Origin of the sequence: Allobranchiibius sp. GilTou73 (assembly GCF_021391335.1) — a bacterium.
Taxonomy (GTDB): Bacteria; Actinomycetota; Actinomycetes; order Actinomycetales; family Dermatophilaceae; genus Allobranchiibius; species Allobranchiibius huperziae.
The window spans coordinates 280,014-294,393 of the sequence record NZ_CP090051.1 but is presented as its reverse complement, the minus strand read 5'-3'; the positions used below and the strand labels follow the sequence as shown (position 1 = coordinate 294,393).

Genomic DNA, 14,380 nt, shown 5'->3' with positions numbered 1-14,380 from the left:
AGGCAGCAACAGATGACACGACTCATGGTGCGGATGCGCCGGTGGTGGACCAGGCGCTGGTCCGCGGTGACCTCCGCCGGACGACAAGCCGGGATGTCGACGGCCGAGTACGCGGTGGGCACCCTGGCGGCCGTCGCGTTCGCGGTGGTGCTGATCGGGGTGGTGAAGTCGGGAGCGGTGAAGACGGCCCTGACCTCGATCATCCAGCATGCGCTGAGCGTGGCGTCGTGATCACGCGAGCTCGGCGGACGGACGCCGGGATGGTCTCCGCCGAGCTCGCGGTCGCCCTGCCGGCGGTGGTCTTCGTGATGCTCGTGGCGCTCGGTGCGCTCATGGTCGGTGTCGACCAGATCCGCTGCACCGACGCCGCCCGGGTGGCTGCCCGAGCCGCCGCCCGAGGTGATCCCGTCGACGCCGTACGGCGGGACGGCACACGCGCGGCACCTCCCGGGTCGTCCGTCACCGTGCAGCCGGACGGCGACCTGGTGCGGGTGACGGTCACCACCCCGGTGCGTGGCCCGTTCGGGTGGGTCGCGGGTAGCGGCTCTCTGCACGCGACCGGGGTGGCGCAACAGGAGGCGGCACCGCCGTGAGGTGGGCGCGTGATCGTGGGTCCGGCACGGTGCTCATGGTGGGAGTCATCGCGGTGGTGCTGTGCGTGCTGGGCGGCGGACTCGCGCTGGTGTCAGCGGTGCAGGCCAGCATGCGGGCGTCGACGGCAGCGGACATGGCCGCCCTTGCCGGAGAATCGGCCTTGCTGAAAGGCGGGGTCGACCCGTGCGCGGCCGCTGCGCGGGTGGCGTCGGCCGGGGGAGCCACGCTGCGGACGTGCATCCCGACCGGTGACAGCGTGACGGTCGATGTCACCGTGGTGACGGGCGCAACCGCTCGGCTGGGCCTGGGAGCGGCGACTGCACGGTCGCGCGCCGGGTACTCCGCCGGGATCCCACGCAGCACTGCCACCGTGCCCTAGCTGTGACTACCGTTGTCTCATGCCGCGGCAAGAAGACGAAACCCGCTTGTTGCCCGTGAACCTGCCGGTGAGGCAGCGCTGGGCCATCGGATCTCTGGGCGGCGTCTCGTTCGCCCTTGGTGCGGTGAGCAACCTCTGGGCGGGGCACGACGGTGTCAGCACTCTGGGATTCGTGGTGGTCGGGGCGGGCGCCCTGATCATCGGGACGGTCGGGAAGCTGCCCACCCGTGTGACGTGGGGCGACAAGTCGGTCGAGATGGGTGCGCTGTACCGGGCGGTGGCGAATATGGACCACGACCAGCGGCTGGCTCTCGCGCATTCCGTACGCGAGTCGGGCGAGGGTGTGCCCGGTCCGATCCAACTGGCGATCAGTGGTGTCAGGATGGCCGAGCTCGCCTTGTTGGATGCCGTCCGGCGAGCTGCTCGCGGTCTGCATCTCGAGGTCAAGGAGGTGGGCGCCGATCTGCCCTACGACTGCGAGGTCTATGACGACGCGCGGCGCGTGGGCGTGATCCTCAAGGCCGGCGGGGCGACGGTGCAGTTGAGTCGCCTGGCGAAGATCGATGACATCAGACGGTGGCTCGTCGTCAGCGAGGCCGTCAGCTCGGCCGTGGTGGCGCACACCGCGGCAGAGGCGGGGGGTCGCAACGAGATCATCCGGACCTGGGCCGATCAGAACGATCTGATGAACGCGTTCAACTACTACTTCTCCGACGTGGTGGAGCCGCATCTGGGTGTGGCTCGATTCTGACGAGCACTCTGCCCCCCCCGGCCGTACGCCCCGGGGGCAGGCGCGTCGCCGGCCTTCACCGCGGTTTCCCAGTAGGTCATGAGGGCGGGGCATCCTGAAGCAGCCGGTCCAGCAGCAGCACGGCACCGGGCTTGTCCAGGGGCTCGTTGCCGTTGCCGCACTTGGGCGACTGCACGCATGACGGACATCCGTGCGCGCAGCTGCAGTCCGCGATCGCCGATCGGGTGGCCGCCAGCCAGGTGCGCGCCGCGGCGTACGCGCGCTCGGTGAAACCGGCGCCGCCCGGGTGGCCGTCGTAGACCACCACCGTCGGCTCGCCGGTGTCCGGGTGCAGCGCGGTCGAGACTCCGCCGATGTCCCACCGGTCCGACTGGGCCACGAGCGGCAGCATCCCGATGGAAGCGTGCTCGGCCGCGTGCAGTGCTCCGGGCAGGTCAGCCGGGTTCAGACCCGTTGCGAGGGCGATGGATTCGGGCATCGTCCACCACACGCCTCTGGTCACCAGTTCACGCTCCGGCAGGTCGAGGGGGTGCTCACCCAGCACCTCGCCCGACGGGAGCTTGCGCAGGAAGGACGTCACCTGCGAGCGCACGCGGATCGTGCCGAAGTGCAGCTCGCAGTCGCCCCACACCTCGTGCCGGTGCGAGCTGACGATGTCGAACGAGCTGACCGACCGCGCCATCGTCGACCACCCGGGATCGCCCGGCACGACGTGCGCGCTGCCGTCGTCCAGGTCGAGCGCGGTCACCACGAACGGTGCTCCCTGGTGGGTGTAGACGGCACCGGTGTGCACCGTGGTGTGCGACCGGGCACCGTCGACCGTGCCGAGCACCCGTGCGGTGCGCGTCTCGACGATGCGGACGACGTCCTCGCCGGAGCCGCGCAGCGAGAAGTGGTCGGCGGGGCGGTCCTCGCGTGCCCAGAACCACCCGCGAGGGCGGCGTCGCAGGACGCCGCGTGCCACGAGCGCGGCCAGCAGACCCACCATGTCGTCGCCGAAGTAGGCGCTGTCTGCCACCGTCACCGGAAGCTCGGCCGCCGCCGCGGCCAGGTGCGGCGCGAGGACGTAGGGGTTGGCCGGGTCGCAGACCGCCTGCTCGACCGGGCGGTCGAAGATCGCCTCGGGGTGGTGGGTGACGAACGTGTCCAGCGGGTCATCGGCTGCGATCATCACGACCAGCGACGGCGCCGCACCTCGCCCGGCGCGTCCGGCCTGCTGGCGGAACGACGCGACCGTCCCGGGCCAGCCGGCCATCACGACGGCGTCCAGTCCGCTGATGTCGATGCCAAGCTCGAGGGCATTGGTCGCCGCAAGGCCTCGCAACGCGCCGCTACGTAGGGCTGCCTCCAGCTCGCGGCGCTCCTCCGGCAGATACCCCCCGCGGTACGCCGCCACGGTGGACCCGTCCGAGCCCAGCGCCGCTCGCGTCATCTCCGCCACCACCTCCACGCCGACCCGGGACCGGGCGAAGGTCAGCGTCTGCACCCCCCGGCGTACGAGAGCGGTCATCAGGTCCGCCGACTCTGCGACCGCACTGCGGCGGCTCTCGCCCGTCGGATCCGAGGGCGCCCTGCCCGGCTCCCACAGCGCGTACGTCGTGGCGCCGTGCGGCGAGCCGTCCTCGTCGACCACTTGGACTGGTCGGCCCACGAGGCGCCCCAGCTGCTCGGACGGCGCGGCCGAGGTCGCGGATGCCAGCACGAACGTGGGGGAGGCGGAGTACCTCGCCGCGATCCGCTGCAACCGGCGCAGGATCAGCGCGACGTGCGCGCCGAAGACGCCTTTGTACACGTGCGACTCGTCGACGACGACGTATCGCAACCGTCGTAGGAAGGAGGCCCACCGCTCGTGCTGCGGCAGCAGGGTGTGGTGCAGCAGGTCGGGGTTGGTGAGCACGAGGTGGGCGTGCTCGCGGATCCAGCGGCGTTCGTCGGTGGGGGTGTCGCCATCGAGGGTCGCCGCGCGGATGCCAGGGATGGCGTACGAGGCGATCCGGGCCTCCTGGTCGGCGCCGAGCGCCTTGGTCGGCGCCAGATAGATGGCAGTCGCGCCGCGTCCGGTCGGCGCCGACACGCCCTCGGAGAGGGCGGACAGCACCGGCAGCAGATAGGCCAGGCTCTTCCCGGACGCCGTCCCGGTGCAGATCCCGACGTCCACGCCCTCGTGGGCCAGGTCGGCGACATGCCGCTGGTGGGTCCACAGCTCGCGCACTCCCGTGCCCTCGATGGCGGCGCGGACAGGGGCGTGCACCCAGGTCGGCCACGGCGCGGAGGATGCCGGCCGCTCCGGGTCGGTGTGCACGTGCAGCAGCCGACCGGTGCCGGCATCGGTCAGGGCGTCGAGAGCCGACGCGACGTCGGCTCGACAGGCACTGGACGTGGTGTTCTCTCCGTCCGGATGTGATGCAAGGGGCTGGTGGGGAGCGTGACAGAATGTGGCCGCTTTACGACCTGGTCTGATTGTGACCATCATCATCACTGTCGCATCACCGGACGACATCCCAGTCCCGGGTATCCCGACGATGTCCGCGGAAAGGCGGTTTCATGCAGGTCTCGGTGTCCGGATCAACAGAGACCGATCCATTGGTTCTCAATGTCCAGGGGGATCTGGATGCCACCACCTCTCCGGTGCTGCGCGCTGAACTTGCCCGACTGATGGCCGCTCGCAACGCCCGGGTGATCCTGGACCTGCAGGATGTGCCGTTTCTCGACTCCACCGGACTCGGCGTGCTGGTGGGACGTCTGCGCTCCATCCGCCTCGCCGGAGGAGACATGGTGCTGGTCATCAACAACGAGCGGGTGCTGCGCAACTTCTCGATCACCGGTCTGGACAAGGTCTTCCAGATCTTCAGCAGCCGCGACGAGGCCCTGACGACCCTTGGCTGAGCCGTCGGTCTCCGCGGGGCCGGTCAGCGCTCTGCGCGCCGACCTGGCCGCGGCCGACTTCACGACCGACGCGATCGGCGAGCTTCTCGGTGCGGTTGCGACCCTCGCCCTGCACCGCGACCAGCCGACGGCGGCGGTCCGGGCCACCGGGGGCGGGGGAGTTCTGGCCACGCTGGTGCGCCTCTTCTGTCTGGGCCGACCGATCGCGCCGGCCGAGGTGCAGGACGCGCTGCCCACCTGCGGGGTCGGCGGCCTGCAGGACCTGCGCCTGATCACCGAGCAGCGGGACGGCCTGCTGCGCTCCACGTGCGATCTGCGCCCGTACGGCGACGAGGGCCACAGCTGGTGGGTCGCCTCCGACCTCTCCCAGGTCGTGACCGGCACGATCCTGCCGCCCGACCACGTGCTCGGCATCGGCGGCGCCTCGACCACTCTGGCGAGCTGGACGCCGCGCCGCCCGGTCGAACGCGCACTCGACGTGGGCACCGGATGCGGCGTGCAGTCGCTGCATCTGCTGACCCACGCGGCGAGCGTGGTCGCCACCGACGTCTCTGACCGGGCACTCGCCTACACGCGCTTTAACGCGGCCCTGAACGGCGTGGACCTCGATCTGCGGGCCGGCTCGATGGTGGAGCCGGTGCGGGGCGAGCGCTTCGACCTCGTCGTGAGCAACCCACCGTTCGTGATTACCCCTCGTACAGCGGAAATGCCGCAGTACGAGTACCGCGACGGCGGGATGACCGGGGACGCCCTCGTCCGCAGCCTGATCGAAGGTCTGCCGGAGGTGCTGGCGCCCGGCGGGATCGCCCAGCTGCTCGCCAACTGGGAGGTGCCGCGCGGGCAGGACTGGCGCGAGGTCGTCACCGGGTGGGTGGCCGGCACCGGCCTGGACGCCTGGGTGGTGCAGCGCGACGTGCAGGATCCGGCGCAGTACGCCGAGCTGTGGTCAGGTGACGGTGGTCACACCTCCGGCCACCCTTCCTACGATGCGATGTACGACGCGTGGCTCGACGACTTCGCCGCTCGCGACGTGGAGCAGATCGGTTTCGGGGTCATCACCCTGCAGCGTCCCCTGACCGCGCGTACGCCGTTCGTGGACCTGGTCGAGGCGCACGGTGCCGTCGGCGACGCCATGGGCGCGGTCGTGGACGCCGGTCTGCGCGCCCGCACCGCACTCGCAGAGGGCGGGAACGCGTACCTGCTCGAGAACCGTTGGCGCACAGCCGCGGACGTCACCGAGGAACGTCACGGACTGCCGGGCGCCGAGGATCCGAACGTCATCCTGCTCCGACAGGGCGGCGGGCTGCGGCGGGCGATCCCGATGGACACCGCGCTGGCGGCGTTCGTCTCCGTGTGCGACGGCGAGCTGCCCGCCGGGGCTGCGATCGACGCGATCGCGGACCTGCTGGAGCAGGACCCCGCCGAGCTGCGGGCGGCGCTGCTGCCGCGGTTGCACGAGCTGGTCGCCGACGGCCTGCTCGTCTGAGAAGGGGAGTGGGCCTGCAGCCCGCGTCCAGGCTCGACCGGTTACCGTCTAAGCGCCCGAGGTCGAGGCGGTGACGAATCCACCGCACCAGGGTGACTAACGCAAGGAGTCCGTAGTGCCACGCAAGCTCGTCATCGTCGAGTCCCCCGCCAAAGCCAAGAAGATCGGCGGATATCTCGGCTCCGACTACGTCGTCGACGCCAGCGTCGGCCACATCCGCGACCTGCCGACCCCGTCGGAGATGCCCACGGACATGAAGAAGGGCCCGTACGGCAAGTTCGCCGTCGACGTGGACAACGGTTTCGACGCGTACTACGTGGTCGATCCGGACAAGCGCAAGAAGGTCGCCGAGCTCAAGCGGCTGCTGAAGGACTCCGACGAGCTGCTGCTCGCGACCGATGAGGACCGCGAGGGCGAGGCCATCGCGTGGCACCTGCTGGAGGTCCTCAAGCCCAAGGTGCCGGTGCGCCGGATGGTCTTCCACGAGATCACCAAGGAAGCGATCGTCCGCGCCGCGCAGGACACCCGCGAGCTGGACACCGACCTGGTCGACGCGCAGGAGACCCGCCGCATCCTCGACCGCCTCTACGGCTACGAGGTCAGCCCCGTGCTGTGGCGCAAGATCCGCCAGGGCCTGTCCGCCGGGCGTGTGCAGTCCGTCGCGACCCGCCTGGTCGTGCAGCGCGAACGCGAGCGGATGGCGTTCCGCTCCGCGTCGTACTGGGACGTCGAGGGTGACTTCGCCCCGCAGGAGGCCGGTCAGTCGTTCGCGGCGCGGCTGAGCTCGGTGGACGGCGTACGCGTCGCCACCGGCCGCGACTTCGCCGACAGCGGCGAGCTGCGCGCCAGCAACGTCGTGCACCTGAACCAGTCCCGCGCGACCTCCATCGCGAACGCCGTCGCCGCGGCGACCGCCACGGTCAGCTCGGTGCAGGAGAAGCCGTACACCCGCAGGCCGTCGGCGCCGTTCACCACCTCGACGCTGCAGCAGGAGGCCAGCCGCAAGCTGCGCCTGTCGAGCAAGAACGCGATGCGCGTCGCGCAGCGGCTGTACGAGAACGGCTACATCACCTACATGCGCACCGACTCCACGACGTTGTCGGAGTCGGCCATGACGGCGGCGCGGGCGCAGGCCAGCGACATGTACGGCGCGGAGTACATCACCGACACCCCGCGTCGTTACGAGAAGAAGGCCAAGGGTGCCCAGGAGGCGCACGAGGCGATCCGCCCGGCCGGAGACCGCTTCCGTACGCCGGCGCAGGTCGCCGGTGAGCTGCGCGGCGAAGACTTCTCCCTCTACGAACTGATCTGGAAGCGCACCGTGGCCTCGCAGATGACCGACGCCCGCGGCTCGACTGCGACTGTGCGCCTCAGCGTGCCGGTGGCCAGCAGCGGCGTGGCCGAGCAGGTCGAGTTCAGCGCCAGCGGCACCGTCATCACCTTCCGCGGTTTCCTCGCGGCGTACGAGGAGGGTCGCGACGCCGGCGACGCGACGGACGCCTCCGAGCAGGAGCGCCGCCTGCCGCAGCTGACCGAGGGCGCGCTGCTCGACGTCGAGCGCGCCGAGGCCGACGGCCACGAGACGAGCCCGCCCGCCCGCTACACCGAGGCCAGCCTGGTCAAGGCGATGGAGGAGCGCGGGATCGGCCGCCCGTCAACGTACGCCGCGACCGTGGGCACGATCCAGGACCGCGGCTACGTGCGCACCAAGGGCACCGCCCTGGTGCCGACGTGGCTGGCGTTCGCCGTCACCCGGCTGCTGGAGGAGCACTTCCCCTCCCTCGTCGACTACGACTTCACCGCCTCCATGGAGGAGGGCCTGGACCTCATCGCCTCCGGCGATCGCGGCCGGGTGGAGTGGCTCAACAAGTTCTACTTCGGCGCCACCGGGCAGACCGTCGAGGGACTGCGCGAGATGGTCGAACACCTCGGTGAGATCGACGCTCGCGAGATCTCCACCATTGACCTCGGCGACGGCATGGTCGTGCGGGTCGGCCGCTACGGCCCGTACGTCGAGCAGGTCGTGCCCGTCGGCGTCGACCCCGCGACCGGCGAGGTCACCGGCGAGGCGCCCGACCCGGACGCCAAGCCGCGGCGCGCCACCATCGGCGACGACGTCGCCCCCGACGAGATGTCGCCGGAGAAGGCGCGCGAGCTGCTCGCGACCGCCGACGACGACGGTCGGGTGCTGGGCAAGGACCCGGAGAGCGGCCACGAGATCATCGCCCGCGCGGGCCGTTACGGGCCGTACGTGACCGAGGTGCTGCCGGAGGAGCCGGAGGCCGACAAGCCGGCCAAGGGCAAGAAGAAGGCCGCCAAGGCCAAGCCGCGGACCGCGTCGCTCTTCAAGGAGATGGACCTGGCGACCATCGAGCTGGACGCCGCGCTGAAGCTGCTCAGCCTGCCCCGGGTCGTCGGCACGGTCACCGAGGGCGAGGGCGACGAGGCCACACAGGTCGAGATCACCGCGCAGAACGGTCGCTACGGGCCCTACCTGAAGAAGGGCACCGACTCGCGCTCGCTCGTCACCGAGCAGCAGCTCTTCGACATCACGCTCGAGGAGGCCGTCGCGATCTACGCCGAGCCCAAGCGCCGGGGTCGCGCCGCGACGCCGCCGTTGAAGGAGCTGGGTGAGGACCCGGTGTCCGGCAAGCCGGTGGTGGTCAAGGACGGCCGATTCGGCCCGTACGTCACCGACGGCGAGAGCAACGCGACGCTGCGCAAGGACGACGACCCGGAGTCGATCACGCCGGAGCGCGGCTTCGAGCTGCTCGCCGAGAAGCGTGCGAAGGGTCCGACGACCCGCAAACGCACGGTGAAGAAGACGGCGAAGAAGTCCACGGCCAAAAAGAGCGCCGCCAAGAAGACCACGGCGAAGAAGACGGCGGCCAAGAGCAGCTGATTCGCCGAGGGTGACCGCAGTGGGGTCGTGCTGACATCATCGATCGGTACCCCCTTCCGATCGATGAGGACACCGTCATGGCCACTGTTCGTGCAGCGCAGGTCGATTCCAAGGGCGGGGACTTCCGCATCGTCGAGAACGACGTGCGGGAGCCGGGCCGCCGACAGGTGCGGATCACCGTCGAGGCCTGCGGCGTGTGCCACTCCGACGCCGCCTTCGTGCACGCGGCGTTCCCGAACGTGCAGTTTCCCCTGGTCACCGGACACGAGATCGCGGGCCGGATCGACGCGCTGGGCGAGGACGTCGAGGGCTGGGAGGTCGGCGACCGGGTCGAGGTCGGCTGGTTCGGCGGCAACTGCGGGCACTGCCTGGCCTGCCGCGAGGGCGACTTCATCAACTGCGCCGAGCTGCAGGTGCCCGGCTGGGCCTACCCCGGCGGGTACGCCGACTCGGTGATCGTCCCGGCGACCGCGCTCGCGCGCATCCCGGAGGGCATGAGCGCAGTGCAGGCCGCGCCGATGGGGTGCGCCGGCGTGACGACGTACTCAGCGCTGCGCTCCAGCATCGCCAAGCCGGGTGACCTGGTGGCGATCCTCGGGATCGGCGGCCTCGGTCATCTCGGCGTGCAGTTCGCGGCGAAGCTCGGCTTCGAGACCGTGGCCATCGCCCGCGGCGCCGACAAGAAGGACACCGCGCTGGAGCTCGGCGCCACGCACTACATCGACAGCAACTCCGAGAACGTCGCGGAGGCGCTGCAGAAGCTCGGCGGCGCCAAGGTCGTGCTCGCCACGGCCGCGAACGCCGACGCCATGTCGGCCACCATCGACGGGCTGACCCACCGCGGCGAGCTGATCGCGATCGGGGCCGTGCCCGAGGCCATCCAGGTCAGCCCGACGCAGCTGATCATGGGCAGCAAGACGGTGCACGGGCATCCGTCGGGCACCGCCCAGGAGGTGCAGGAGACGATGGAGTTCGCCCAGGCGCACGGCATCAAGGTGATGACCGAGGAAGCGCCGCTGGGCGACGTCAATGACGCCTTCGCGAAGATGATGAGCGGCGACGCGCGCTACCGGATGGTGCTGACCACCGGCAACTGACAGCTCTCCACCACTCCCGCCGAGTGGCATACCTATGTTTCGGGTGCATCCCTCATAGGTGTGCCACTCGGGCGTTAGGTACGCCACTCGGGGAGGGGACCGGGCCTGATCCGGCAGGGCATGGAACCGCCTCGGCGGTGCGCCCGTCGTATTCCCAACGTCACCAACGAAGGGAATGCCCATGCGCACCAACCTTGCCCGTCTCACGCTCACCGCCCTGAGCGCCACCGCCGTCGTCGGCATCGCCGCCTGCGGGCCGGGCGGAGCACCCTCGGTGGGCGCGCCCACCAGCGGCGGCTCGACCTCCTCGTCCTCGTCCGCCGCGCCGACCACCCCGTCGGGATCGACCCCCTCCACGAGCTCGACGTCTCCGTCGAGCCCCGTGACCCCGTCCACCACGACGTCCTCCTCGACGGACAGCACCTCGGCTCCGACCGGCGCTGCCCTGCCCGCCGGCTGCAGCACGAAGCTGAGCCCGCAGACGGCGTCGCTGCACTACGGCCAGCCCGCGGTCTACAAGGACGACAACGGCACGACGGTGTGCATGACCGTCAAGAAGCTGACGGTCGCGCCGGAGTCGGCGTACGGCGGCACGGTCTCCAAGGCCAACGGCACGCTCTACTACATGACCGTCAACTACGCGAACGTCACCGGCGGCACAAAGCAGGTGGAGGCCGGTGACATGAACCAGCTGGAGCTGCACCCGATCTTCAGCGAGTCCCAGACCGGCAAGACGCTCTACTCCTCGGTGCCGGGGTGCGACAACGACTCCGATACACCCCCATCCCCGCCGGGCAGTCGCGCGACACCTGCATCGCCTACCAGATCACCGGCGCCACGGTGACCTCGTCGGTCTACGACAACTACACGCTGCGCTACACCTGGAAGTAAGGCCCCGTCGGGCCCGTGACCTAGGCTCGCCGTATGCCGACCGCCACCGCCCCCTTCGTCGTCTTCGAGGGCGGCGACGGCGCCGGCAAGACCACTCAGATCGAGGCGCTGCGGGCGTGGCTGGCCGAGGGTGAGCAGGAGGTCGTGGTCACCAGGGAGCCGGGCGGCACGAAGCTCGGGCTTGAGCTGCGAGACCTGCTGCTGCACGGCGACCACGTGGCACCCCGCGCGGAGGCGCTGATCTTCGCAGCGGACCGGGCCCACCACGTGGAGACGGTGGTGCGCCCCGCGCTGGAGCGCGGCGCGGTCGTCATCGCCGACCGCTACCAGGACTCCTCGATCGCCTACCAGGGCGCCGGCCGCACGCTGGATGCCCAGGAGATCGCCGAGGTCTCGCGGTGGGCCACCCAGGGGCTGGTGCCGGACGTGACGATCCTGCTCGACCTCGACCCTGCCGTCGGCCTGGCCCGGCGCGGGCCCGGGGGCGACCGGCTGGAGCAGGAGAAGGCCGACTTCCACGAACGGGTACGCGCGGGATTCCTCGCGCTCGCCGCTGCCGCGTCGCACCGTTACCTCGTGGTCGACGCCACGCTGCCGGCCGAAGAGGTCACGGCGCTGGTGCGCGACCGGGTGGCGCCGATGGTGGAGTGCGCGCCATGAGCGTCTGGGACGACGTGATCGACCAGCCCACGGTCGTCACGACGCTCGACCGGGCGGTGCGTGACCAGACTGCGATGACGCACGGGTGGTTGCTGACCGGGCCCCCTGGGTCCGGAAGGTCCACTGCCGCACGGGCTTTCGCCGCCGCCCTGGAGTGCCCGCGGCACGGGTGCGGGGAGTGCCACGAGTGCCGTACGGCGCTCGACGGCAGCCACGCCGACGTCGAGATCGTCGCCACGGCGGGCCTGTCGATCCCGGTGCGGCAGGCGCGCGAGTTGGCGCTGCTCGCCCAGGCGCGGCCGTCGGTGGGCGCGTGGCGGGTCATCGTCGTCGAGGACGTCGACCGGCTGACCGAGCGCGCGGCCGATGCGCTGCTGAAGGCCTTGGAGGAGCCGGTGTCGCGCACGGTGTGGGTGCTGTGCGCGCCGTCGCTGGAGGATGTCATCATCACCATCCGCAGCCGCTCGCGGCACGTGCGGCTGCGTACGCCGTCCGCGGAGGCGGTCGCACAGCTGCTGACCCGGCGTAACGGCATCGACCCGCAGCTGGCGCTCGACAGCGCCCGCGCGGCGCAGTCCCACGTGGGGCTCGCGCTGCGGTTGGCGCGCGACGAGGGCGCGCGCGAACGCCGCCGGGAGACACTGCGCTTCGCCGGCGGCATCCACAACCTGGGTGAGGCAATGACCGCTGCGGCGACGCTGGCGTCCATTGCCGGCGACGAGACCAGCGCGGCATCCGGGGAGCGCGACGCTGCCGAGCGGACGCGGCTGATGGAGCAGTTGGGTGCCGACCCCGCGGCCCGCACGCAGCCGCCGCACATCCGCTCGCAGGTGGCCGCATTGGAGAAGGAGCAGAAGACCCGCGCGACCCGTTTCGGGCGCGACGTGGTCGACCGGGCGTTGGTCGATCTGCTGTCGCTCTACCGGGACGCGCTGATGGTGCGCTCGGGTGCGCCGGTCGACCTGGTGAACGCCGACCTGGGCGACCAGGTGCGCGATGTCGTCCAGAGCCACAGCGCCGAGCAGCTGCTCAACGCGATGGACGCGATCGGGGTGGCGCGGGAGCGGATCGAGGCCGCGGTGCCGCCGTTGCTGGCGTTGGAGTCGATGACCATCTCGTTGCAGGTCAAGGGAGTTCGCGTATGAGGCGCCGGTCGTTCTATACCGCGTCCGCCGCTCTTGCGGGTGCGTCGCTGGCGCTGTCGGGGTGCAGTCTCGTGGGCTCGTCCACCCCATCGTCCTCGACGCCGGTGCCCCCGTCGGTGACCCGTGCGCCGACGCCGACGCTGGCGAAGTTCTACAGCCAGAAGATCGCGTGGAAGGACTGCGACGGCGTGCAGTGCGCGAAGCTGACCGTGCCGCTGGACTACGCGAACCCGACCGGCGCGACGATCCAGCTGGCGATCGACAGAGAGCCGGCCACCGGGTCGCGCAAGGGCTCGCTGGTCGTCAACCCGGGCGGCCCGGGCGGGTCGGGCTACGACTACGCGGCGGCGGCCGACCAGATCGTGACCGGCTCGATCCGCAGGGCGTACGACGTCGTCGGTTTCGATCCGCGCGGGGTGCAGCGCTCGGATCCGATCGAGTGTGTGAGCGGTCCGCAGCTCGACACCATCCTGGGCTCCGACCCCACACCGGACGACGCAGCCGAGGTGGCGGCTGCCACCGCCACGGCCAAGGGCTTCGGCGCGGCCTGCAAAGCGAACGCGGGCCCTCTGCTCGGGCACGTGTCGACCGTCGAGGTGGCCCGGGATCTCGACGTGCTGCGCGCGGCCCTCGGCAGCCCGAAGCTGGACTACCTGGGCAAGTCCTACGGCACGCTCATCGGCTCGACGTACGCCGGTCTCTTCCCGCACAACGTCGGGCGGATGGTGCTCGACGGGGTGGTGCCGCCTGACCTGACGTCCGAGCAGGTCGCGCAGGGTCAGGCGGGCGGTTTCGAGCTGGCCACACGCTCCTACGTCGCGAACTGCGTGTCATCGGGGGACTGCCCGCTCGGGTCCTCCGTCGACGCCGGGATGGCGCGCATCCGGGCGTTCCTGAAGCAGGTCGACGCGCAGCCGCTGCCGGTCTCCGGCCAGGGCGACGTGAAGCAGCTGACGGAAGGCTGGGCCTCGCTCGGCATTGCGGAGGCGATGTACGACAAGGGGTCGTGGTCGACGCTCACGAAGGCGATGAAGCAGGCGTTCGACGGCAAGGGCGACCGGCTGATGGCGCTGGCCGACCAGTACGCCGACCGCAGCAGTGACGGCAAGTACCAGGGCAACATCATGCAGGTGGGCAATGCGGTGAACTGCCTCGACCAGCCATCCAGCACGAACGCCTCCACCTACGAGGCCGACGTGACGTCATTCTCCAAGACCGCGCCGACGTGGGGGCCGTTCCTGGCCTGGTCGGGGCTGACCTGCGCGGAGTGGCCGATCAAGGCGACCGGCACCGCACACCGCATCTCCGCCGCCGGCTCAGGCCCGATCCTCGTGGTGGGCACGACGCGCGACCCTGCGACGCCGTACGCCTGGAGCCAGCGGCTCGCTTCTGAGCTGTCGAACGGCCACCTGCTCACGTACGACGGTGACGGCCACACGGCGTACGGCCAGTCCGGCTGCGTCGACGACACGGTGGACGCATACCTGCTGAAGGGGACGGTGCCCGCGGAGGGCAAGCGCTGCTGAGCTCGTCCATCCTGGCGCCCGATTCGGGCGCACGCCTGGTCCCTGCGTATACTCGGCGGCGCG

The 14,380-nt window shown here is 70.8% G+C and carries 13 protein-coding genes; 12 read left to right on the top strand and 1 reads right to left on the bottom strand.

Features of this window, described 5'->3' with window-relative positions; genetic code table 11:
- The first annotated feature begins 12 nt into the window (after nucleotides 1-12).
- From LVQ62_RS01415 to LVQ62_RS01400, 4 genes are read left to right on the top strand one after another with little or no spacing between them, the layout of a single operon-like run.
- Nucleotides 13-231 (top strand): DUF4244 domain-containing protein, encoded by a 219-nt coding sequence (locus LVQ62_RS01415; RefSeq protein ID WP_208051623.1) that lies wholly within the window; start codon nucleotides 13-15, stop codon nucleotides 229-231.
- Nucleotides 228-593, top strand: a complete 366-nt coding sequence (locus tag LVQ62_RS01410) for a TadE family type IV pilus minor pilin (protein WP_233764012.1) — start codon at nucleotides 228-230, stop codon at nucleotides 591-593. Before LVQ62_RS01415 ends, LVQ62_RS01410 begins: the two co-directional genes overlap by 4 nt.
- Entirely contained in the window at nucleotides 590-973 is a 384-nt protein-coding gene (locus tag LVQ62_RS01405; RefSeq protein ID WP_233764010.1) for an Rv3654c family TadE-like protein, read from the top strand. The genes LVQ62_RS01410 and LVQ62_RS01405 overlap by 4 nt, the downstream gene beginning before the upstream one ends.
- A 19-nt stretch (nucleotides 974-992) precedes the next feature.
- Nucleotides 993-1,724 carry a hypothetical protein gene (locus LVQ62_RS01400; RefSeq protein ID WP_233764008.1) on the top strand — a complete coding sequence of 244 codons (732 nt, stop codon included), beginning with the start codon at nucleotides 993-995 and terminating at the stop codon, nucleotides 1,722-1,724.
- Nucleotides 1,725-1,800: 76 nt separating this feature from the next.
- On the opposite strand, the gene LVQ62_RS01395 is transcribed toward LVQ62_RS01400, so the two are convergent.
- Nucleotides 1,801-4,026 carry a DEAD/DEAH box helicase gene (locus tag LVQ62_RS01395; RefSeq protein ID WP_233764006.1) on the bottom strand — a complete coding sequence of 742 codons (2,226 nt, stop codon included), beginning with the start codon at nucleotides 4,024-4,026 and terminating at the stop codon, nucleotides 1,801-1,803.
- Between the two features lie 242 nt (nucleotides 4,027-4,268).
- Here LVQ62_RS01395 and LVQ62_RS01390 point away from each other — a divergent pair, with 242 nt between their 5' ends.
- From LVQ62_RS01390 to LVQ62_RS01355, 8 genes are all read left to right on the top strand, one after another.
- Nucleotides 4,269-4,610 carry an STAS domain-containing protein gene (locus tag LVQ62_RS01390; protein WP_233764004.1) on the top strand — a complete coding sequence of 114 codons (342 nt, stop codon included), beginning with the start codon at nucleotides 4,269-4,271 and terminating at the stop codon, nucleotides 4,608-4,610.
- The gene (locus LVQ62_RS01385; protein ID WP_233764003.1) at nucleotides 4,603-6,096 is read left to right on the top strand and encodes a methyltransferase; all 1,494 of its coding nucleotides are present in this window, start codon (nucleotides 4,603-4,605) and stop codon (nucleotides 6,094-6,096) included. Before LVQ62_RS01390 ends, LVQ62_RS01385 begins: the two co-directional genes overlap by 8 nt.
- Before the next feature lie 115 nt (nucleotides 6,097-6,211).
- Nucleotides 6,212-8,998: a type I DNA topoisomerase gene (gene topA, locus LVQ62_RS01380; protein WP_233764002.1), complete on the top strand. Its 2,787-nt coding sequence runs from the start codon at nucleotides 6,212-6,214 to the stop codon at nucleotides 8,996-8,998.
- Nucleotides 8,999-9,075: 77 nt separating this feature from the next.
- A complete protein-coding gene (locus tag LVQ62_RS01375; protein WP_233763999.1) occupies nucleotides 9,076-10,095 on the top strand; it encodes an alcohol dehydrogenase in 1,020 nt (339 codons plus the stop codon).
- A gap of 181 nt (nucleotides 10,096-10,276) precedes the next feature.
- Nucleotides 10,277-10,939, top strand: coding sequence for a hypothetical protein (locus tag LVQ62_RS01370; RefSeq protein ID WP_233763998.1), 663 nt, complete (start codon nucleotides 10,277-10,279; stop codon nucleotides 10,937-10,939).
- Nucleotides 10,940-11,019: 80 nt separating this feature from the next.
- Nucleotides 11,020-11,646, top strand: a complete 627-nt coding sequence (tmk, locus tag LVQ62_RS01365) for a dTMP kinase (RefSeq protein ID WP_233763997.1) — start codon at nucleotides 11,020-11,022, stop codon at nucleotides 11,644-11,646.
- Complete coding sequence (locus LVQ62_RS01360; protein ID WP_233763995.1) at nucleotides 11,643-12,791, top strand: DNA polymerase III subunit delta'; 1,149 nt, start codon at nucleotides 11,643-11,645, stop codon at nucleotides 12,789-12,791. Before tmk ends, LVQ62_RS01360 begins: the two co-directional genes overlap by 4 nt.
- Nucleotides 12,788-14,317, top strand: coding sequence for an alpha/beta hydrolase (locus LVQ62_RS01355; RefSeq protein ID WP_233763994.1), 1,530 nt, complete (start codon nucleotides 12,788-12,790; stop codon nucleotides 14,315-14,317). The genes LVQ62_RS01360 and LVQ62_RS01355 overlap by 4 nt, the downstream gene beginning before the upstream one ends.
- Nucleotides 14,318-14,380: the final 63 nt, after the last annotated feature.